Below are 19389 nucleotides of genomic sequence, written 5' to 3' on the forward strand. Positions count from 1 at the left end.
CCCACCTAGAGGTGCTGCCATGTTATTAATATTTATCAATAAATGCATACCCCCTCTCCAGAGTTCCCGCCGGTCCGGCACCGTCGTTCTCTGCACCGACCGGGCCTCGGCGGCGGCCTCGGTGGTGGCAGCACACGGCCCGGCAGCGGCTCCCTAGACGGTCAGGTGGGCGCGCAGGGTGTGCGCGTCCGGAGCGGTGGCGGTCCACAGTGTCGCCGGACCGCCGGCCAACGGCAGCCGGGCGACACTGCCCTCGGCGGCCGGGGGTGCGGTGGGTCGCGACGGGTCGACCACCAGCAGCGAACCGGTGGCCGGCGCGCCGTCGAGCACGGCGGGCCCGGCCCAGCCGGGTGCCTGCGGTCCCACCGCCAGGGACTGCCGCAGCAACGGCCGGCCCGCGTAGTCGACCTGGGTGTGCACGACCGCCCCGCCGGGCGTCTCGCCGTACCGGCCGCAGATCAGCTCGTCGCGCCAGCGCAGGCTCGCCCCGGCGGCCAGGTCGATCCGCGACTCGGCGAGGTGCGCGCAGCCGGCCGCGGCGACCAACTGTTCGGGAAGCCAGTGCAACGTGGCCCCGGTACGCACCACCGCCCGCACCGCCATCCGGGACACCGCCCCCGGCCGGCCCGGCAGGGCGATCGACGCGGCCACGGTGTGCACCCGGACCGCCGCGCCCGGTCCCACCTCGATCTCCAGCCGCAGGTCGTCCCCTGCGATCGGGCCGGCCGCCCCGCCGACGAGGTGCACTGTGGCGACGCCAGCGTCGGTCGGGGTCTGGCGCAGCAGCAGTGGCGTTTCGCCGTGCACCTCCACGAACACCGTCCCGCCTCGACCGTCGGCCCGGGCGACCAGCCGGGCGAGCGCTCGCATCAGGCCGGGCCGACCGGTACGGCGAGGGGGTGCGCGGTGGCGTGGTGGGCCAGCTCGTGCCGGATCCAGGCGGCGACGCGGCTCGCCGTCGGGTCTCCCACGATGGACAGGAAGACGGTCGGGAGGTCGCCCCGTCGGGCTCGCGCGTCGCGATCCATCACGGCCAGGTCGGCCCCCACCATCGGCGCCAGGTCGGTCTTGTTGATCACGAGGAGGTCGGCGGCGGTGACGCCGGGCCCGCCCTTGCGCGGCACCTTGTCCCCTCCGGCCACGTCGACAACGAAGATCTGCCGGTCGACGAGCCCCCGACTGAACGTCGCGGTCAGGTTGTCCCCACCGCTCTCCACCAGGACCAGATCCAACGGGCCGACCGCGTCGGCCAACTCGTCCACCGCGTCCAGGTTGGCGCCGATGTCGTCGCGGATGGCCGTGTGCGGGCAGCAGCCCGTCTCCACCGCGCGGATCCGGGCCGGATCCAGCACTCCGGCCCGCCGGAGGAAGTCGGCGTCCTCGGTCGTGTAGATGTCGTTCGTCACCACGCCGAGCCGCAGCTCGTCGGCGAAGGCACGGCACAGCGCGGCCACCAGGGCCGTCTTGCCGGACCCGACCGGGCCGCCGATGCCGACCCGCAGGGCGCGACCCGCCCGGGCCAGCGGCGGGTGCGGGTCGACCCCCGGTTCGGGATGGGTGTGCGGGACGTTCTCGTCGTGGAACGGGTCGGCCGGCGGCGTGGTCGGCTCGACGGCGGGCACAGCGCTCGGCACAACAGTCTCAGGACGCAAAGAGACGCACCTCCCAGGTGGCATGGATTTCGGCATGGATGTCGGCGAGTGGAGCGGCAGCGGCCGGCAGCCGCTCCGGTGAATCGTCGGCGGCCCGCGCCGCCTCGGCGGCCGTGCCGTCACAGGCGTCGGCAAGACCGACAAGCAGGGCTTGGACCTGGTACGGGTCGAGACCGAGCAGCCGTACACCGGCGCTTGCCGCCCCGGTCAGCGTCCCGTAGGCGGCGACCGTGGCGGTTTCGAGACGGGACAGCCCGGCCGCCGCACAGAGCAGCCCCAGCACCAGTGGTTGGTGTGCGCCGCCCGGCGTCGCGGGCAGGTCGCCGAACGGGGCATCCGGCCAGATGGCCCGTCCGGCACGCAGCAGCGCCCGGCCCTGCCGGCGGGAGACCGCCCGCAGGGTCGGTGAGGCGGTACGCGCGTCCAGCTCCCCGTCGAGCTGGGCGAGTATGCCCGACCGAGCGGCCACGTCGGCGATTTCGGGCTGCGCTGCCCGGTGTGCGGCCGCCGCGAAGGCCGCGCCGACCAGACCGGCGGTGGCCAACCGTCCGGCCAGGAACGCCTCCAACGAGGTCAGGTCGGTGACCCGGCCCGCGGCGACGGCCGCCTCCAGACCGCCGGAGTGCGCGTGCGCCCCGGCCGGGAAGCGTCCGTCGGCCAACAGCAGCAGCATGCTCGGTGTCGCCATCAGAACAGGAAGTACCGCTGGGCCATCGGCAGCCGGGTCACCGGGTCCGGCTCCACCACCTGCCCGTCGATCCGTACCGTGAACGTGTCCGGATCCACGGCGATGCGCGGCATCGCGTTGTTCTCGGGCAGGTCGGCCTTGCCCCGCGACCGCACGTCGCGCACCGGCACCACCCGCCGTCGCACGTCGAGGCGGAGCCCCGCGTCCAGGGCCGCCGGCGCCACGAAGGCCAGGCTGGTGGCGGCGGCCGCCGCGCCGTACGCCCCGAACATCGGCCGCGGCAACATCGGCTGCGGCGTGGGGATCGACGCGTTGGCGTCACCCATCTGGGCGTACGCGATCATGCCGCCCTTGAGCACCAGGTGCGGTCGTACGCCGAAGAACGCCGGGTCCCAGAGCACCAGGTCGGCGAGCTTGCCCGGCTCGACCGAGCCGACCTCGTCGTCCAACCCGTTGGCCATGGCGGCGCAGATGGTGTACTTCGCGACGTACCGTCGGGCCCGGTGATTGTCGGCGGCGCCGTCACCCGGCAGTGCGCCGACCCGGTCCTTCATCACGTGCGCGCTCTGCCAGGTCCGCATGATCACCTCGCCGACCCGGCCCATCGCCTGCGCGTCGGAGCCGATGATGGAGATCGCGCCGAGGTCGTGCAGCAGATCCTCGGCGGCCATCGTGGACGGTCGGATCCGGCTCTCGGCGAAGGCCAGGTCCTCCGGCACCGACGGGTTGAGATGGTGGCAGACCATCAACATGTCCAGGTGCTCGGCGAGGGTGTTGGCGGTGTACGGCCGGGTCGGGTTCGTCGAGGACGGCAACACGTTCGGCTCACCGGCCACCGTGATGATGTCCGGTGCGTGCCCGCCGCCGGCGCCCTCGGTGTGGTACGAGTGGATGGCCCGGCCGCCGATCGCGCGCAGGGTGTCGGCGACGAAACCGGCCTCGTTGAGCGTGTCGGTGTGGATCGACACCTGGACCCCGGACGCGTCGGCCACCCGCAGGCAGGCGTCGATCGCCGCCGGTGTGGTGCCCCAGTCCTCGTGCAGTTTGAAACCGCCCGCGCCGGCCCGCAACTGCTCCCAGAGCGCCTCGGTGGAGACGGTGTTGCCCTTGCCGAGCAGCAGCACGTTGACCGGCAGCGTGTCCAGGGCCTCGTGCATCCGGGCCAGGTGCCAGGCGTTCGGGGTGACGGTGGTGGCCCGGGTCCCCTCGGCGGGCCCGGTGCCGCCGCCGACCATCGTGGTGATGCCACTGGCCAACGCCTCGGTGACGATCTGCGGGCAGATGAAGTGCACGTGGGTGTCCACCGCGCCGGCGGTGAGGATCCGCCCGTTGCCGGCGATCACCTCGGTGGCCGGGCCGATGACCAGGTCGGGGTGGACGCCGGGCATGGTGTCCGGGTTGCCGGCCCGGCCGAGCGCCACGATCCGACCGTCGCGCAGACCCACGTCGGCCTTGATCACACCCCAGTGGTCGAGCACCACGGCACCGGTGATGACGGTGTCCAGCGCCCCCTCGGCGCGGGTCGCACGGGACTGGCCCATCGACTCGCGGATCACCTTCCCGCCGCCGAAGACCGCCTCGTCACCGCCCACGCAGTGGTCGGTCTCCACCTCGATCAACAGGTTGGTGTCGGCCAGCCGGATCCGGTCACCGGTGGTGGGCCCGTACAGGTCGATGTAGCGGTCCCGCCGCACGGCGCTCACCGCGGTGACCCGTCGGCCGGCGGCGGGTCCAGCGGCCCGGCGCACTCTCCGCGCAGGCCCGGCACGACGCGCGCTCCCCCGAACGGGACGAGGTCCACGCTGCGGCTGATGCCCGGCTCGAACCGGACCGAGGTGCCCGCCGGCACGGCGAGCCGTTGCCCCCAGGCGGCGTGCCTGTCGAACGCCAACGCCGGGTTGGACTCGGCGAAGTGGTAGTGCGAGCCCACCTGCACCGGCCGGTCGGCGGTGTTGACCACGAGCACCGTGGTCACCGGACGACCCGCGTTGATCTCGACCGGGCCGGCGGCCGGCAGGATCTCTCCCGGGATCACGGGATTGGGTGGTGCACAGTCACCAACTTGGTGCCGTCCGGGAACGTCGCCTCCACCTGCACCTCCCTCAGCAGCTCGGGGATGCCGTCCTGGACGTCGTCCCGGCTGAGCACGGTCCGGCCCGTCGACATGAGGTCGACCACCGACCGGCCGTCGCGGGCGCCTTCCAGCAGGAACGCGGTGATCAGCGCGACCGCTTCGGGATAGTTGAGGCGCAGGCCGCGCTCGCGGCGGCGGCGGGCGACGTCGGCCGCGACGTGGACGAGCAGACGATCCTGCTCGTGCGGGCTGAGGAACACGGGCTTCTCCCGGTGGGATCGGCGTGCCCGGCTCGTCGTCGGCTCCGCACGGAGCCGCGCCGGGCAGCACTGCCCGGGGTACGAGCTGGAGTCACAGGACCGCCGGAGCCACCGCCGACGGGGTGATCCGGGACTCCACCATCCCGGCCCGCGCAACGGGCATCCGGCGGTGTCCGGTCGGATGCGGACCGCACCGCCCACCGCTGAGCAGACCGTAGAGGATCGCCACCGGCCGAGGCAACAGTCCGGCACGGATCGCCGTCCGGGCCAAGCACCGACGCGAGGCACTACGCGCGGTCGAGCGTCTTGAACGACTGCCCCTGCCCTTGATCGGCGAGCATGCGCACGATGTGAGAGGCCAATTTCAGACAGTTGGAAAATTGGCTGAGGCATTCAGCATAGTCATTCGCGATTTTTCGGGTTGTGCCCTTTCTTCCAGACTCTGGACCGGCTCATAACAGGCGTCATACTCTCGATCCGGAAGCGCCGATATCATTTTCGCCTGTCGGATCAACGACCGCCCGAAACGGCCGGATCCGCCCCGCAGGAGAAGGCAGCCAGAAAGGGACCGACTTATGCCTGATTCCCCGTATCCTAATCCACCCGATCCCGCCGACGCGTCGTTCACCAGGCGCGTACTCCTACGCATCGGCGGCGTGCTCGGCCTGACCGCCGCCGGCATCGCCGCGGTCGGTGCCGGCGCGTCAGCCAACGACACCAGTGCGCCGGCTGCCCCGGACGCGCCGGGCGGCTTCGGCGCCCCGCCGGCACCGGGGATCGCCCCCCAGCAGGCGAACCGGGCCCGCACCGGGAGCATTACCAACGTCCGGCCGGGCCAGGCGACGGGGCCCGCGCCCGCCACCGCCTCCGGGGCCCGTCTCGCCCCCAACCACAGCCGCATCATCAACACCCCGCTGAGCCGCCGCCCGGCGCCGTGGACCGTGGAGGGCTGAGCGATGCAGCTGCATTTCCGCAACAGCTACGGCCCTCGGATCTGGGTCGCGATCATGTACTACGACACCGGCTGCAACTCCGACGGCTCCTCGTGGGGGACCCGGGGCTGGTGGACCATTGACAACGGCGGCCAGGCGTACGTGCTGAACACCAACAATCGCTACGCCTACTACTATGCCGAGGCCGCCGACGGCACGGTGTGGACCGGCCAGTACGGACCCATCTACGTCCCGCAGACCGCCTTCAGCTGGTGCTCGAATACCGGCAGTACCAACTCGCGGGTCGTCGGGCTCCGCGAGGTCTACATACCCAGCGACAAGCACACGGTCAATCTCGTACCGTGAGCCGCCACTCCCGCTCGGGCCCGATCAGGGCGTGGATGTGGCCGTGACGGCAGAGGTCACGGGTCGGTCGGCGATCGGGCCGGCCGGTCAGTGGGCCGCGGCCGGCTGCGGCGTGGGCATCGCGGCGAACGGCACGTCGATGTTCTCCGCCACGCCGGGCGGTCCGTCGGGGTGTCGCCACAGGCCGCGGTCGCGCAGGATCGGCAGCACGCCCTCCCCGAACCAGTACGCCTCCTCCAGGTGCGGGTAGCCGGAGAGGATGAACTCGTCGATGCCGAGCGCGTGGTATTCGGCGATCCGGTCGGCGACCTCGGTGTGGCTGCCCACCAGCGCGGTGCCGGCCCCGCCACGGACCAGCCCGACGCCGGCCCACAGGTTGGGTGCGACCTCCAGGCCGTCGCGGGACCCGCCGTGCAGGTCGAGCATCCGGCGCTGTCCCTCGGACTCGCTGCGGCGCAGCCCGTCCTGCACCGCCCGGATGTCGGCCTCGGCGATGCCGTCGAGCAGTCGTCGGGCCTGCGCCCAGGCCTGCTCGGCGGCGTCCCGGGCGATGACGTGCAGCCGGATGCCGAAGCGCACCTCGCGCCCGGCGTCGGCGGCCAGTGCCCGGACCCGCGCCAGTTTGTCGGCCACCAGCGCCGGGGGCTCGCCCCAGGTGAGGTAGACGTCGCTGTGCCGCACCGCGACCGGCAGCGCGGCGGCGGAGGAGCCACCGAAGTAGACGCTCGGGACCGGGTCGGGCAGGCGGTGCAGCCGCGCCCGCTCGACGCGGACGTGGGTGCCGGCGTGGTCGACCGTCTCGCCGCGCCACAGTGCGCGCACCACGTGCAGGAACTCGTCGGCCCGCGCGTACCGGGAGTCCTTGTCCAGGAAGTCACCGTAGGAGCGCTGCTCCTGCGACTCGCCGCCGGTGACCACGTTGAGCAGCAGCCGGCCCCGCGACAGCCGTTGGAAGGTCGAGGCCATCTGGGCGGCGAGGGTGGGTGAGGTCAGGCCGGGTCGGAAGGCGACAAGGAACTTGAGGCGCTCGGTCACCTCGGTCAGCATCGCCGTGCTCAGCCAGGCGTCCTCGCACCAGGCGCCGGTCGGGGTGAGCGCGCCGACGAACCCGAGCTGCTCGGCGGTGCGGGCGATCTGCCCCAGGTACGCCACGCTGGCCGGACGGGCTCCCCCGGCGGCGCCGGTCGGCACGCCGTGCCCGCCGCCGACGATGTCCCGGCTGTCGCCGTTGGTGGGCAGGAACCAGTGGAAGGTGAGGGTCATCGCGGCTCTTTCCTCCAGCGGGGACGGTCGGCGCACGCGGCGAGGCGGGCACCTCCTGAGGGGTGGGACGATCGCGCCGACAGCCTACCCATAAAACCTATCGGGTTAGTAGGCTACTTTCGGTGCCGCCACCCGTCGATGCGCCGCCACCCCCGCCTGCCCGACCCGAGGAGCCGCCATGCCCACCCCGTCTACCAGCCGCCCCCCGCGTCGCCGCCTCCTGACGGCCGCGCTCACCACCGTGGCGCTGCTCGCCACCGTCGCGGTGAGCGCGTGCGGCGGCACCGCCGACGCGGGCGGCACCAAGGGCAAGCTCCGGATCGGGTACCAGCGCTTCGGCGGCCTCAGTCTGGTCAAGGCGCGCGGCGCGGCACCGGATGTGGAGTGGGCGCTGTTCGAGAGTGGCCCGGCGCTCACCGAGGCACTCAAGGCCGGGTCCATCGACATCGGACAGGTCGGCGAGGCGCCGCCCGTCTTCGCGGCGGCCGGGAAGATCCCCTTCTCCGTCATCGGCACCTCCGCGCCGATCCCGCAGGGTGAGGCCGTGCTGGTCAAGGCCGATCGCGGTTACCGCAGCTTCGCCGACCTGAAGGGCAGGACGATCGCCCTCAACAAGGGCTCCAACGTGCACTGGCTGCTGGTCCAGCTCCTCAAGGCGAACAACATGACCCTGAAGGACATCCAGGTCAAGTACCTCAAACCCGCCGAGGGGCGGCCCGCGTTCGACGGCGGGCAGATCGACGCCTGGGTGATCTGGGACCCGTACTTCGCTCTTGCCGAGCAACCGGGGGTGCAGGTGCTCGCGGACGCGACGGGTCTGGCCAGCAACCGCGAGTACGTCCTGGCCGCTCCCGGCGCTGTCGACAAGCGGTCGGACGAGATCCGGGCGTTCCTCCAGCGCTACCGCGAGGTGACCGACTGGGGCATCGCCCACCCCGAGGAACGGGCCAGCACCCTCGCTCCGGAGCTGAAGATCCCGCAGGACGTCACCGGTCGCGCCCTGGCCCGCAGCGCCAGGCCCCTCGCCCCGGTCACCCCGGCGATCGGCGACGAGCTTCAGGCGATCACCGACAGCTTCATCGACCTGGAGCTCATTCCCGGCCCGGTCGACCTGCGGTCCCGGGTCGACGACCGATTCAGCGCGGTCTTCCAGTGAGCCGCACGACGCTCGCCGAGGCCCCCAGCGAGGTGGTGACCGCCGCTCCCGCCGCGCCGCGGCACCCAGGGGTGGCCCGGCGCTACCGGCGGCTGATCAGCCCGGTGGCGCTGGTCCTGGGCTGGGAGCTGGCCGCCCGGACCGGGCTGCTGGCACCGGAGAAGCTGCCCGCGCCCAGTGACGTCCTGGCCACCGGCTGGCGGCTGGCCCGGGACGGGACGCTCTTCGTGCACCTGCTGGACTCCCTCACCCGCGCCGGGGCGGGGCTGCTGATCGGCGGCGTCCTGGCGCTGGTCCTGGGCACTGTGGCGGGGCTGCTGCGCCTCGGCGACGACCTTGTCGACCCACCAGTGCAGATGGCCCGGATGCTGCCGCACCTGGGCCTGGTCCCGTTGCTGATCATCTGGGTCGGCATCGGCGAGTCACTCAAGATCAGCCTGGTGGCGCTGGGCGCGTTCTTCCCCATCTACTTCAACACCTACGCCGGCATCCGCGACATCGACGAGCGGCTGGTGGAGGCCGCCCGTACCTGCGGACTGGGGCAGGCCGCCCGGCTGCGGCACGTGGTGCTGCCCGGCGCGCTGCCCTCCCTGTTCCTCGGCCTGCGCCTGGCGATCGGCGCGGCCTGGCTCAGCCTTGTCGTCGGCGAGCAGGTCAACGCCCAGACCGGGATCGGCTTTCTGATGATGGAGGCACGGGAGTTCAGCCAGACCGACGTGGTGGTGCTCGGCCTGCTCGTCTACGCCCTGCTCGGGCTGATATCCGACCTTGCGTTGCGGGTCCTGGAGAGGAGGATGTTGACATGGCGTCGCGGACTGCGGGCCACCTGACCGGCACCACGCCGGTGTTGACCGCGCACGCGGTGCACCGGGCGTTCGGGCCGACAGTCGTGTTGGCCGGGGTCGACCTGACCATCGCCCGGGGCGAGGTGGTGGCGCTGCTGGGCGGCAGCGGCTCCGGCAAGAGCACCCTCCTGCGGATTCTCGCCGGGCTCGACGGCGAGGCCAGCGGCGAGATCGTCGTGCACGGCACCGCCGCCGTGGTCTTCCAGGAGCACCGGCTGCTGCCCTGGAAACGGGTGGCGCCCAACGTCGGGCTGGGGCTGTCCGGAGCGGACACCTCCGGCCGGATCCAGCGGGCACTGGCCGAGGTCGGGCTCGCCGAACGAGACCGTGCCTGGCCGGCCGAGCTCTCCGGTGGGCAGGCGCAACGGGTCGCCGTCGCGCGGGCCCTGGTCCGCGAACCAGACCTGCTGCTGCTCGACGAGCCGTTCGGCGCCCTGGACGCGCTGACCCGACTGCGGATGCAGGTCCTGCTGCGCCGGCTGCGCGCCGAGCACGGCTTCGCCGCCCTGCTGGTCACCCACGACGTGGAGGAGGCACTGCTGCTCGCCGACCGGATCCTGCTCCTCGACGACTGCCGCATCGTCGCGGAGCTGCCCGTCGACCTCGGCCCCACCCGTACGCCGGACGACCCGGCCTTCGGCGCGCTGCGCCGGCACCTGCTCGACCGACTCGGCGTTCCCACCACCTGACGAGCGGAGCTGCGATGACCCGCTGGACCCCCGACCCCACGTTCTATCCCTCACCCCGCGAGGCGGTGACCGCACCGGCCGAGAAGCTGGCCTACGTGGCGGCCTTCGACCGGACGGCCAGCCGCCCGGACGCCATCGTGGTGCTGGACACCGACCCCGACTCCGCCGACTACGGTCGGGTCGTGGGCTGGACCGACCTGCCGCACCTCGGCGACGAGCTGCACCACTTCGGCTGGAACGCGTGCAGCAGCGCGCTCTGCCCGACCGCACCGCACCCGCACGTCGAGCGGCGCTACCTGATCGTGCCCGGCCTGCGGTCGTCGCGCATCCACGTGCTCGACACCCAGCCCGACCCACGCCAGCCGCAGGTCGTCAAGGTGATCGGGCCGGAGGAGTTGGCCAAGCGGGCCGGCTACTCCCGGCCGCACACCGTGCACTGTGGGCCGGACGGCATCTACCTGTCCGCCCTCGGTGGCGCGGACGGCGCGGAGGGGCCGGGTGGCATCGCCATCCTGGACCACACCACGTTCGAGGTCCGCGGGGCGTGGGAGGCCGACCGGGGCCCGCAGTTCCTGGCGTACGACGTGTGGTGGCACCTGACCCAGGACGTGCTCGTCACCAGCGAGTGGGGCACCCCGTCGATGATCGAGGACGGCATCGTCGGTGAGTTGCTGCTGGGCCGCCGCTACGGGCACGCCATCCACTTCTGGGACCTCGCGAAACGTCGCCACGTGCAGCGGGTCGACCTGGGCGATCAGTACCAGATGCCGCTGGAGCTGCGCCCGGCGCACGACCCGACGAAGTCGTACGGGTTCGTCGGTGTGGTGATCAGTGTGGAGGACCTGTCCGCCTCGGTCTGGCTGTGGCACCGCGACGGGGACGCCTGGGCGGTCACCAAGGTGATCGACATCCCGGCCGAGCCGGCCGACCCGGCGGACCTGCCCGACCTGCTCAAACCGTTCGGCGCGGTGCCGCCACTGGTGACCGACATCGACCTGTCGGTTGACGACCGCTTCCTCTACGTCTCCTGCTGGGGCACCGGGGAGCTGCGCCAGTACGACGTCAGCGACCCGCTGCACCCGGTGCACACCGGCTCGGTGCACCTCGGCGGCATCGTCCGACACACCGCCCACCCGTCCGCCCCGGACGAGGCCCTCGCGGGCGGCCCGCAGATGGTCGAGGTCAGCCGGGACGGCCGACGCGTCTACGTCAGCAACTCGCTCTACGGCGCGTGGGACGACCAGTTCTACCCGGATGGGGTGGGTGCCTGGCTGGCGAAGCTCGATGTCGACACCGACGCCGGTGGGCTCACCCCGGACGAGCGGTTCTTCCCGCACGGGGAGGAGTTCCGCGGGCTGCGGGTGCACCAGACCCGCTTGCAGGGCGGGGACGCGTCCTCCGACTCGTACTGCTTTCCGTGACCGTCTCCACCCTGGCGACGCTCGCCGCGCTCGGCGCGTTCCACGGTCTGAACCCGGCGATGGGTTGGCTGTTCGCGGTGGCCCGGGGCTTGCAGGAGCGCAACCGTACGGCGCTGCTGCGGTCGCTGCCGCCGATCGCGGCGGGGCATCTCGCCTCGGTGGCCATCGTCGCGGCGCTGGTGACCGCGACCCGGTCGGTGACGGCGAGCACCGCCCTGGCGGTGGTCGGGGGCGTGCTGCTCGTCGCCTTCGGGCTGTGGCGGCTGCTGTCCGAGCGGCACTTCCGCTGGGCGGGGATGCGACTGTCCTCGGCGCAGCTCGCCGGCTGGTCGTTTCTCATGTCGTCGGCGCACGGCGCGGGGCTGATGCTGTTGCCGGTGCTGGTGGCCGAGCCGGTGCCCGGGGGCCACTCCGGGCACCTGGCCGCCGCACCGGTGGGTGCGCTGTCCGGGCTCGCCGCGGCGGGGGTGCACACCGCGGCGATGCTCGGGGTCGCCCTGGCCGTGGCGATGCTGGTCTACCAGGTGCTCGGGGTCGGCGTGCTGCGTCGGGCCTGGTTCAACGTCGACCGGCTGTGGGCCGGCGTGCTTGTCGCCGCCGGGCTGGTGACGCTCCTCCGGGCGTAACGACCATCGTGGACGGAGCCGACCTGTGATCTGATGTTTCCGTGACCACTCCCACTCCCCTCATGCGCCTGGTGGCCGGTGTGTGGGGCTTCAAGACCCTCGCGGTCGGCGTCGAGCTCGGCCTGTTCACCCGGCTGGCCGGCGGGCGGACGATGACAGTGGAGGACGTCTCCGCCGAGTTCGGGTTGCCCGACCGGCCCGCGGACCTGTTGCTGGCCGCCAGCGCCTCACTCGGCCTGTTGGAGAAGGCCGGCGCCGGCTACCGCAACACCGAGCTGGCCGAGCAGTTCCTGGTCGAGGGCCGCCCGTACTACTTCGGCGCGCAGGTGCGCTACTCGGACCTGCGCACCTACCTGCCCTGGCATCGCATCGGCGAGGCCCTGCGCACCGATCGGCCGTTGACCTGGGACCCGGAGTCCCAGCAGTCGATGTTCGACACCGAGGACCCGCAGATGCTGGCGCAGTTCTGGGACGCCATGTTCTCCACGTCCAGCTTCACCGCCAGCGCGTTGGCCGACGCGTACGACTTCTCCGCGCATCGCCGCCTGCTCGACGTGGGCGGCGGGGCGGGCGCGTTCCCGATCGAGTTCTGCCGCCGCCTGCCCGACCTGCGGGCGACGGTGCTGGACCTGCCGCACGTCTGCGTCCGGGCGCGCGAGCGGATCGCCGAGGCCGGTCTGACCGGGCGGATCGACGCGGTGGCCGGTGACTTCCTCGTCGATCCGGCGCTGCCGAGCGGGCACGACGTCATCCTGCTCAGCATGATCCTGCACGACTGGGACGAGCCCACCAACCGGGCGCTGCTGGCCCGCTGCCACGCGGCGCTGCCGCCCGGTGGGGCGATCGTCGTCTGTGAGCTGCTGCTCAACGACGAACGCACCGGGCCGCCGGAGGCGGCGCTGATGGGGATGAACATGCTCGTCGAGACCGAGGGCGGGCGCAACTACTCGGGTGCGGAATACCGGACGTGGCTTGCCGACGCCGGCTTCGTCGACGTGCGTACCGTGCCGATCGACGCCCCGGGCGCCAACGGCGCGGTGGTGGCCCGCCGGCCCTGACCGCCGGCGACACCCGGCCCCGGTGCGAACCGTGGGCCGGGTGTCGCGGCGCCGCACGGCGCCGGCGTCCGATCGGCTACCGGTACGGGTCAGGCGCGAGCCTTCGCCGGCTGCTTCATGAACTCCAGGATCGCCTTGTTGACCTCGTCGGCGTGCGTCCACGGGATACCGTGCGGCGCGCCCTTGAGCGTGATGAGCTTGCCGGTCGGCATCATCGGTGCCAGCCGCTGGCCGGTCACCGGGTAGGGCAACACCCGATCCTGGTCACCCTGCACGATCAGCAGCGGAATGTCGATCTTCGGCAGGTCCGGACGGAAGTCCTCCTGCCAGGCGTCCACACTGTCGTGGGTGGCCTTACCGGAGGCCATGGCGCCGATCTGCCAGTGCGCCCGGTACGCCTCCTCGCTGACCCGCTTGCCCATGTTCTGGTCCGGGTTGAAGAACGCGTCGCAGAACGACGTCAGGTACGCGAAGCGATCCTTGATGATGGCGTCCTGGAAGCCCTTGAAGAGGCTCCGCTCCACACCCTCCGGATTGTCGCTGGCCTTGGCCAACATGGGTTGCAGCGGGCTGAGCACCACGGCCCGACTCACTCGCTGGGAACCGTAGTTGCCCAGGTAGCGGATCACCTCACCGGTGCCCATCGAGTGCCCCACCAGGGTCACGTCGTTCAGGTCCAGCTCGGTCATCAGCACGTCCAGGTCCGCGGCGAACGTGTTGTAGTCGTACCCGAAGGCTGGTTGCGCCGAGTTGCCGTAACCGCGCCGATCGTAGGTGATCGTCCGGTATCCGGCGTCGAGCAGCGCCTTGGTTTCCTTCTCCCAGGTCGCCCCGTTGAACGGGAAGCCGTGGATCAGCACCACCGGCTTGCCGGATCCGTGATCCTCGTAGTACAGGTCGATGGGTGCGGAGTTTTCCGTCCCCACGGTGATGAAAGGCATGTTTGTCTCCTGCTCCGGTTTCGGGCTGTCGGACGTCACGGCTTTCCCGGCGAGTCGGCGGATATGCGGGCGACCACACCAGCCCCGGTGGGCCAGACAGGGGTGGTCCGATCGGGCACGACGGCCTAGCCTCGGAGGGTGAGCCAATCGCCCCGGCTACGGGCCGTCAGCGACCTGCACATCGCCTACCCGGAGAACCGCTCGTTCGTCCAGGAGCTACACCCCGACCACGCCGGCGACTGGCTGCTCGTCGCCGGTGACGTGGCCGAGCGGTACGCCGACGTCGAGTGGGCACTCGCGCTGCTGAGCACCCGCTTCGCGAAAGTCGTCTGGGCACCGGGTAACCACGAGCTGTGGACGCCGCCCGACGACCCGGTGCGACTCCGCGGCGAGGCGCGCTACCAGGAACTGGTCCGCATGTGTCGACAGTTGGGGGTCGTCACCCCGGAAGACCCCTACCCGGTCTGGGACGGCGCGGGCGGCCCCGCCACGATCGCCCCGCTCTTCGTGCTCTACGACTACACGTTCCGGGTGCCCGCGGCGCGCACCAAACAGGAGTCGCTGGATCTGGCGTACAAGGCCGGGGTGGTCTGCACGGACGAGGCGATGCTGCACCCCGACCCCTACCCGAGCCGGGAGGCGTGGTGCGACGCCCGCGTCACCGAAACCGAGCGCCGGCTGGCCGCCCGAGACCCGGCCCTGCCGACCGTACTGGTCAACCACTACCCACTGGTGCGCGAACCCACCGACATCCTGCGGTACCCGGAGTTCGCCCAGTGGTGCGGCACCATCCGCACCCGCGACTGGCACCAGCGTTTCGGCGCGGCCACGATGGTCTACGGGCACCTGCACATTCCCCGCACGACGTTTCACGACGGGGTGCGGTTCGAGGAGGTCTCGCTGGGCTACCCGCGCGAGTGGCGACGGCGCGGCCCGGTCCCCAACCCCGTGCGCACCATCGACCCCGCTGAGGACCTACGCCAACGCACGTCCGTCCCCGGGTAGGACCGACCACCGTCGCGCCACGCCGACACGCGGTCGGCGCGCGGCCCAAGATCGACTCGGTTTTCAGGAACTCGTGGTGTCCCGGCGGCTCGGACACCGCGAGTTCACCAAAACCGAGTCGATCATCAGCGCGTTCCCAACGGGTGGGAGGCTGATCCGGCTACTCAGGGCCGGGTGAGGCCGACCAACGTCGCCAGTCGCGTCACGCCGGCCGGCGCCGGCTTCGCGCGGGCGACATCGGCGATGAGGGTACGCGCCAAGGGCCGGCACCGGACCTCGGCGGGCGCGACACTGTCCGCGTCGACAATGGCGCGTGCCGCGCCACGCAGGTCACCCTGTTGCAGGTACGCCCGCGCGGCGTCGAGCAGGTAGGCGCCGCGATGCTCGGCCGGCAGCCGTCGCCACGTCTCCCGCCGAACGACGCGCACATGTCGATGCACCGCCTCGTCGGCGTCACCCCGTCGCGCCGCCACCAGCACCCGCGCCAGGTCGACGGCAACCGGCCCGAAGCTGGTGCGGTGCTCATCGTCGTACCCCCGAAGGTTGGCGGCGACGCCCGCGGCCCGGTCGGTCAGCTCGTCGGCGCGGTGGTGCTCGCCGCAGCCGGCGGCGGCCAGGGCCGCCTGGAGCAGCAGCGTCCCGCCCAGGGCCCACTCCCCCGGTGACCGTTGCGGCCTGATGCGGTTCGCGGCGGCGAGCGTCGCGGCCAGGGCGAGACGGTCGCGGTCCGACGCGCGCAACGCCTGCGCTACCGACACGGCCGCCGTCGCCGCGAGCGCCGGATCGTCACCCGCCACTGCCATCGCCCGGTCGGCGCTCAGCCACCCGAGGTCGGCCTCACCCAGCTTGACCAGCAATGCTGAAGTGATCCGGTACGTCTGCACCCGCAACTCCGGTGCCCGCACGCCCTGCACGACATCGAGCAGACCCGGCAACACCCGCACCAACTGCGCGTAGTGCGCATGCTGGTAGGTCAACCAGGCATGCCCGACCTGCCTCCTCGCCTCTTCCGTCGCCTGCCGGGTGGCTTCCGGCGTGTCGTAGCGGGCGAGAGCGGCCCGGATGTCGTCCACCCCGTCGAGAGCGCCGACCGGTGTCCGCTGCGGCTGCTGGCCGAGCAGCACCTCCGGATCGACCCGAAGCACCTCGGCCACTTCGTGGATCACCGAGTACCGGTCCAGGGCGCGCACACCCCGCTCGACCTTGTCGACCCAGCTCTTCGACTTACGGAGCCGGTCGGCGAGCTGCTGCTGCGTCATCGAGCGCCGTACCCGCCAGCGGGCGACCCGGCGGCCGATCGGCAGGTCATCGCTTGTCACGCCGCCACCGCCGGTCCGGGACCGCACGGGTCGTGTCCTCCACCGGTACGCGCTCCGCCTCCGCCTGCGCCAGGAGTCGCTGTTTGGCCGCCTCACGCTCGACCGCGTCCGACTCTTCACCCTTGCTTGCCGGCTCGTCGCCTCGCCCAGTTCGTGTGCCGCTCATCCCCCACCTCACAGATCGGGGCGCGACGTGCACGTAACAGGGCTGGCCGTCACGCCCGGCACGCCATGACCTCCAAAGCGGGTCATTCAGCGACGCCCAGGCGACAGCCTGTAACGATCATCAGCCGCGATCCAGAGGAATCGCGTCCGCTACTGTCCGCCGACCTGTCCGCCAGCGGCGGCGGACAGGTCGGCGGACACCTTCGGGAACTTGTCTGCGGCGCCCGTCCTGTCCTCAGCGGCGGCCATCATGCGACGCAGTTCAGCGATGCGGTCAACCGCACGCTGTGACCGCGCCGAGCGCGCCAGATCCATCGAGCGACCCGCGGCGACCACCGCGTGCTCAAGCTCCCCGGCCTGCAACAGGGCCTCGGTGAGCCAACTGAGATACAAGGAGGTCTCGCGTGGGGAGTCCTCGCCGTAACGGACGATCGCGCCCTCCAAGATGGGCACCGCCCGCAGCGGCCGTCGCAACTCGGTCCACACGCGCCCGGCCATGACCTCAACCTCGTCGTGGGTCAGCCAGTACGCCCACGAGGGAGCGTCGTCCAAGTCGGAGTGTTCATAAATCTGCTGAACGTCTCCCAGTGCTCGTTCGGCAAGGGTCGCCTCACCCAGACGTGCGTGCGCCCAGGCGACCCGCTCCAGCAGCAGGGCTTGGCCGGTGGCCTCTGCCGCATGTCGACCACCGACGTACGCCGACCTTGCCAAGGTGATGGCAGACCGCCTGTCACCGAGATTCGCCTCTAGGTAGGACAGGCTGCTGAGGCAGTTGGCGGCGCTGGCAGTGTCGCCACCAGCGTGCGCGGCCCGCATCCCAGTCAGATAGTGCCGACGAGCCTCAGTGACCCGGCCGGAATCCTCGGCGACGAAACCCGCCAACTGACAGAGGTCAGCGATGGCGACGAGCAGCCTCCGATTTACCGCTTCCCGATAGCTGCCCTCGCGGAGCAGGTCAGCGGTGGCGGCCAGCTCGGCGGAGACCATCGTGTAGGTCTCTGCACCACCGACGTGGTCGTCCAACCGTCGAAGCTGGCGAACCCGACCTTCGACGCGAGCCACCGTCTCGTCTCCGACGCGGCGGCCCGCGCTCAGTTCATATCGCTGCGGTGGCTCCGCGATCAGCCATTGATGTGCCAGCTCGGCCGCGTTCTCCGGGTTGGGCGTCTGCGTGACGAGCAGGTCGGCGAGCTGTTCGGCATCGCACCGCAACCCATAGGTGACCGCCGACCCCTCCTCGGCGCCGGGGGCCAGGGCAAGCGCAGCCAGCATCCCGCCCGCCTCCAAAGCAGCGTCCAAACGGTGCGCCGTGTTCAAGGTCGGCGTCTTTCGACCGCAGGCGAGGTCGTGGAGATAGCTCTTGCTGTAGAAGGTCTTTCCAGCCAGCGCACGATAGCTGACTCCCCGACTCTTGATCAGAGTCCTGAGCCGTTCAGCGAAAGGCGAAGCAGATTCGGACATCATTGCTCCCGCTGGGGCTGCGGTAAGCGACCACCGTTACCGGCCATCGCCGCTGCGGACAGTACATCGACCATTCCCGAACGCGCATGAGGTGCCGTCCGGATTCATCAAACCTTCCAGCTGTCTCCAAAGCACGCCAGCCACGCCAACAGCCGCGTAGTGCGGAAGCCCCGTCTGAGTCCGCTAGCGTCACCGAGGTGACCTGGACGGAGCCCGCCACCTGGTACGCCAACCTGCCTTCCTTCTACGCCGCCGCTGCGGCCCTCATCACCGACCCCGAACGCAACGTGCTGCTCGTCAAGCCCACGTACCGCGACCACTGGGCCTTCCCTGGCGGTTACGTCGACGAGGACGAATACCCACATGATGCTTGCGCCCGTGAGATCCGAGAGGAGTTGGGGATCTCGGCGGCCGTGGGCAGCCTTCTCGTGGTCGACTGGGCACCGCCCGCCGGGCAGCGGCCATGCGCGATCATCAGCTTCACGTTTGACTGCGGGTCGGTCGACAGCCTCGATGGCGTCGCTCTGCCGGGACAGGAGTTGGAGGACGTCGCCTTCTTCTCGCCCCGAGAGGCCGAGCAGCGTCTTCCCAGCAACGTCGCCACACGAGTTCATGCGGCGATGAGCGCTCGTGATCTAGCCGCCCCGCTGTACCTTGCTGGCGGATCAGTCGTTCCGCTGCCGTCCGTTGACGGAGCAGAACACGAAGCAGGGCCTCGGCCCCAGACTGCGTGACGACAGTCCCCATACAGGTCGACTCATCCGTCACCCACCAGCTCAGACGCTCGACCAAGGTTCGCCAGCCGCAGCCTCCACCGTGCGGCGGCGAGCCCCTACATCGGCTGAGTCGCGGCGCGGGCCTGCGTCCGTCGCACAGCCTCGATGAGAGCTGGCTCGGCCTTCTTCCAGAAGCGCGTCACCAGGTCATCCGGGCCGTACCGTTCGCGGATCTCAGCCAGCCGCTCCATGACGGTGAAGTCCTGACCGTTGGGGCCGGTCGTCATATCCGCGTACCAGAGAGCATCAGAACTCACGGACTTCTCGCGAGGGAACTCCTCGGCCAATGCCTCGCCCAAGCCGCGTTCTTCAGCCTCGTATGAGGCACAGGAGTGATGCGCCACCAGTGCCGCTAGCCGAAGGCCGAATCCGTTCCGCAGCAGCCACCGCGCTCCGTCCAGAGAGTGGAAGCCAGTGTCCACCAATTCTGGCGCGTAACCAATATCGTGTAGCCAAGCAGAAGCGACCAGAATGTCTCCGTCTCCTCCTGTCAGGCAGCGGAGGTGCTCAGCCTTGGCGGCTACCGCCTGGACATGCCGCCAGCGACGGGAAAGCGTGGCGGCGAGGTGATCCCGAGCAGTCAGCGCGGCTCGGTCAGCTAGCTGTACTGACCACGGACGTTGGTGACGGGGAGATCTTGAAATAGGTGAGGGCCTTCGGGTTCGGTGTGGATTGCGACGTCCTACCCCGAA

Annotated in this window: 23 protein-coding genes and 1 pseudogene; 10 read left to right on the forward strand and 14 right to left on the reverse strand. The window is 71.1% G+C overall.

Translation table 11 applies throughout. From position 1 onward, the window contains the following. Positions 1–153: 153 nt before the first annotated feature. From AB0A95_RS33935 to AB0A95_RS33965, 7 genes are all read right to left on the reverse strand, one after another. A complete protein-coding gene (locus AB0A95_RS33935; protein ID WP_357559854.1) occupies positions 154–870 on the reverse strand; it encodes an urease accessory protein UreD in 717 nt (238 codons plus the stop codon). Then, entirely contained in the window at positions 870–1622 is a 753-nt protein-coding gene (ureG, locus tag AB0A95_RS33940) for an urease accessory protein UreG (protein WP_357559875.1), read from the reverse strand. The genes AB0A95_RS33935 and ureG overlap by 1 nt, the downstream gene beginning before the upstream one ends. 19 nt (positions 1623–1641) lie before the next feature. Next, positions 1642–2340, reverse strand: a complete 699-nt coding sequence (locus tag AB0A95_RS33945; protein ID WP_357559855.1) for an urease accessory UreF family protein — start codon at positions 2338–2340, stop codon at positions 1642–1644. Continuing rightward, entirely contained in the window at positions 2340–4043 is a 1704-nt protein-coding gene (locus AB0A95_RS33950; RefSeq protein ID WP_357559856.1) for an urease subunit alpha, read from the reverse strand. Before AB0A95_RS33950 ends, AB0A95_RS33945 begins: the two co-directional genes overlap by 1 nt. Beyond that, positions 4040–4375 carry an urease subunit beta gene (locus tag AB0A95_RS33955; RefSeq protein WP_357559857.1) on the reverse strand — a complete coding sequence of 112 codons (336 nt, stop codon included), beginning with the start codon at positions 4373–4375 and terminating at the stop codon, positions 4040–4042. Before AB0A95_RS33955 ends, AB0A95_RS33950 begins: the two co-directional genes overlap by 4 nt. Further along, on the reverse strand, positions 4372–4674 hold the full coding sequence (locus AB0A95_RS33960; protein WP_357559858.1) for an urease subunit gamma: 303 nt from the start codon (positions 4672–4674) through the stop codon (positions 4372–4374). Before AB0A95_RS33960 ends, AB0A95_RS33955 begins: the two co-directional genes overlap by 4 nt. 91 nt (positions 4675–4765) lie before the next feature. Then, on the reverse strand, positions 4766–4903 hold the full coding sequence (locus tag AB0A95_RS33965; RefSeq protein WP_357559859.1) for a hypothetical protein: 138 nt from the start codon (positions 4901–4903) through the stop codon (positions 4766–4768). Between the two features lie 346 nt (positions 4904–5249). Between AB0A95_RS33965 and AB0A95_RS33970 the strand changes: the two genes are divergently transcribed. Further along, a complete protein-coding gene (locus AB0A95_RS33970; protein ID WP_357559860.1) occupies positions 5250–5627 on the forward strand; it encodes a hypothetical protein in 378 nt (125 codons plus the stop codon). Positions 5628–5630: 3 nt separating this feature from the next. Continuing rightward, positions 5631–5972 (forward strand): DUF1036 domain-containing protein, encoded by a 342-nt coding sequence (locus tag AB0A95_RS33975; RefSeq protein WP_357559861.1) that lies wholly within the window; start codon positions 5631–5633, stop codon positions 5970–5972. Positions 5973–6059: 87 nt separating this feature from the next. On the opposite strand, the gene AB0A95_RS33980 is transcribed toward AB0A95_RS33975, so the two are convergent. After that, on the reverse strand, positions 6060–7235 hold the full coding sequence (locus tag AB0A95_RS33980) for an LLM class flavin-dependent oxidoreductase (protein ID WP_357559862.1): 1176 nt from the start codon (positions 7233–7235) through the stop codon (positions 6060–6062). A gap of 178 nt (positions 7236–7413) precedes the next feature. On the opposite strand from AB0A95_RS33980, the gene AB0A95_RS33985 reads away from it, so the two are divergent. The 6 genes from AB0A95_RS33985 to AB0A95_RS34010 are packed head-to-tail and all read left to right on the forward strand — an operon-like array spanning position 7414 to position 13030. Next, a complete protein-coding gene (locus AB0A95_RS33985) occupies positions 7414–8391 on the forward strand; it encodes an aliphatic sulfonate ABC transporter substrate-binding protein (RefSeq protein WP_357559863.1) in 978 nt (325 codons plus the stop codon). Further along, the gene (locus AB0A95_RS33990) at positions 8388–9221 is read left to right on the forward strand and encodes an ABC transporter permease (protein WP_357559864.1); all 834 of its coding nucleotides are present in this window, start codon (positions 8388–8390) and stop codon (positions 9219–9221) included. The genes AB0A95_RS33985 and AB0A95_RS33990 overlap by 4 nt, the downstream gene beginning before the upstream one ends. Then, the gene (locus AB0A95_RS33995; RefSeq protein WP_357559865.1) at positions 9194–9925 is read left to right on the forward strand and encodes an ABC transporter ATP-binding protein; all 732 of its coding nucleotides are present in this window, start codon (positions 9194–9196) and stop codon (positions 9923–9925) included. Before AB0A95_RS33990 ends, AB0A95_RS33995 begins: the two co-directional genes overlap by 28 nt. A 14-nt stretch (positions 9926–9939) precedes the next feature. After that, entirely contained in the window at positions 9940–11346 is a 1407-nt protein-coding gene (locus tag AB0A95_RS34000; RefSeq protein ID WP_357559866.1) for a selenium-binding family protein, read from the forward strand. Beyond that, positions 11343–11972: a hypothetical protein gene (locus AB0A95_RS34005; RefSeq protein WP_357559867.1), complete on the forward strand. Its 630-nt coding sequence runs from the start codon at positions 11343–11345 to the stop codon at positions 11970–11972. Before AB0A95_RS34000 ends, AB0A95_RS34005 begins: the two co-directional genes overlap by 4 nt. 41 nt (positions 11973–12013) lie before the next feature. Beyond that, complete coding sequence (locus tag AB0A95_RS34010; protein WP_357559868.1) at positions 12014–13030, forward strand: methyltransferase; 1017 nt, start codon at positions 12014–12016, stop codon at positions 13028–13030. Positions 13031–13119: 89 nt separating this feature from the next. Here AB0A95_RS34010 and AB0A95_RS34015 read toward each other — a convergent pair whose 3' ends face one another. After that, a complete protein-coding gene (locus tag AB0A95_RS34015; protein WP_357559869.1) occupies positions 13120–13971 on the reverse strand; it encodes an alpha/beta hydrolase in 852 nt (283 codons plus the stop codon). 138 nt (positions 13972–14109) lie between these two features. Between AB0A95_RS34015 and AB0A95_RS34020 the strand changes: the two genes are divergently transcribed. Continuing rightward, the gene (locus tag AB0A95_RS34020; protein WP_357559870.1) at positions 14110–14976 is read left to right on the forward strand and encodes a metallophosphoesterase; all 867 of its coding nucleotides are present in this window, start codon (positions 14110–14112) and stop codon (positions 14974–14976) included. Positions 14977–15140: 164 nt separating this feature from the next. Here the strand turns inward: AB0A95_RS34020 and AB0A95_RS34025 are convergent, their stop codons facing one another. The 3 genes from AB0A95_RS34025 to AB0A95_RS34035 form a co-directional block, all read right to left on the reverse strand. Continuing rightward, positions 15141–16295: a helix-turn-helix domain-containing protein gene (locus AB0A95_RS34025; RefSeq protein WP_357559871.1), complete on the reverse strand. Its 1155-nt coding sequence runs from the start codon at positions 16293–16295 to the stop codon at positions 15141–15143. After that, positions 16282–16461: a hypothetical protein gene (locus tag AB0A95_RS34030; protein WP_357559872.1), complete on the reverse strand. Its 180-nt coding sequence runs from the start codon at positions 16459–16461 to the stop codon at positions 16282–16284. The genes AB0A95_RS34025 and AB0A95_RS34030 overlap by 14 nt, the downstream gene beginning before the upstream one ends. A 149-nt stretch (positions 16462–16610) precedes the next feature. Then, the gene (locus AB0A95_RS34035; RefSeq protein WP_357559873.1) at positions 16611–17921 is read right to left on the reverse strand and encodes a helix-turn-helix transcriptional regulator; all 1311 of its coding nucleotides are present in this window, start codon (positions 17919–17921) and stop codon (positions 16611–16613) included. Positions 17922–18118: 197 nt separating this feature from the next. Between AB0A95_RS34035 and AB0A95_RS34040 the strand changes: the two genes are divergently transcribed. Further along, positions 18119–18655, forward strand: coding sequence for an NUDIX hydrolase (locus AB0A95_RS34040; RefSeq protein WP_357559874.1), 537 nt, complete (start codon positions 18119–18121; stop codon positions 18653–18655). Between the two features lie 98 nt (positions 18656–18753). Here AB0A95_RS34040 and AB0A95_RS34045 read toward each other — a convergent pair whose 3' ends face one another. Together AB0A95_RS34045 and AB0A95_RS34050 are read right to left on the reverse strand one after the other, a co-directional pair. Beyond that, entirely contained in the window at positions 18754–18954 is a 201-nt protein-coding gene (locus tag AB0A95_RS34045; protein WP_357559876.1) for a hypothetical protein, read from the reverse strand. Between the two features lie 66 nt (positions 18955–19020). Next, a pseudogene (locus AB0A95_RS34050) lies at positions 19021–19341 on the reverse strand (HD domain-containing protein); the annotation flags it as partial. Positions 19342–19389: the final 48 nt, after the last annotated feature.

Origin of the sequence: Micromonospora sp. NPDC049230 (assembly GCF_040647875.1) — a bacterium.
In the GTDB taxonomy this organism is placed as follows: Bacteria; Actinomycetota; Actinomycetes; order Mycobacteriales; family Micromonosporaceae; genus Micromonospora.

Excerpts from the sequence above, each read along its gene's own strand:
- AB0A95_RS34000 (WP_357559866.1), top strand. The coding sequence starts at position 9,940 with ATGACCCGCTGGACCCCCGACCCCACGTTCTATCCCTCACCCCGCGAG.
- AB0A95_RS34015 (WP_357559869.1), bottom strand. The coding sequence starts at position 13,971 with ATGCCTTTCATCACCGTGGGGACGGAAAACTCCGCACCCATCGACCTG.
- AB0A95_RS33985 (WP_357559863.1), top strand. The coding sequence starts at position 7,414 with ATGCCCACCCCGTCTACCAGCCGCCCCCCGCGTCGCCGCCTCCTGACG.
- AB0A95_RS33945 (WP_357559855.1), bottom strand. The coding sequence starts at position 2,340 with ATGGCGACACCGAGCATGCTGCTGCTGTTGGCCGACGGACGCTTCCCG.
- AB0A95_RS33975 (WP_357559861.1), top strand. The coding sequence starts at position 5,631 with ATGCAGCTGCATTTCCGCAACAGCTACGGCCCTCGGATCTGGGTCGCG.
- AB0A95_RS33970 (WP_357559860.1), top strand. The coding sequence starts at position 5,250 with ATGCCTGATTCCCCGTATCCTAATCCACCCGATCCCGCCGACGCGTCG.
- AB0A95_RS34035 (WP_357559873.1), bottom strand. The coding sequence starts at position 17,921 with ATGTCCGAATCTGCTTCGCCTTTCGCTGAACGGCTCAGGACTCTGATC.
- AB0A95_RS33935 (WP_357559854.1), bottom strand. The coding sequence starts at position 870 with ATGCGAGCGCTCGCCCGGCTGGTCGCCCGGGCCGACGGTCGAGGCGGG.
- AB0A95_RS33980 (WP_357559862.1), bottom strand. The coding sequence starts at position 7,235 with ATGACCCTCACCTTCCACTGGTTCCTGCCCACCAACGGCGACAGCCGG.
- AB0A95_RS33995 (WP_357559865.1), top strand. The coding sequence starts at position 9,194 with ATGGCGTCGCGGACTGCGGGCCACCTGACCGGCACCACGCCGGTGTTG.
- AB0A95_RS34030 (WP_357559872.1), bottom strand. The coding sequence starts at position 16,461 with ATGAGCGGCACACGAACTGGGCGAGGCGACGAGCCGGCAAGCAAGGGT.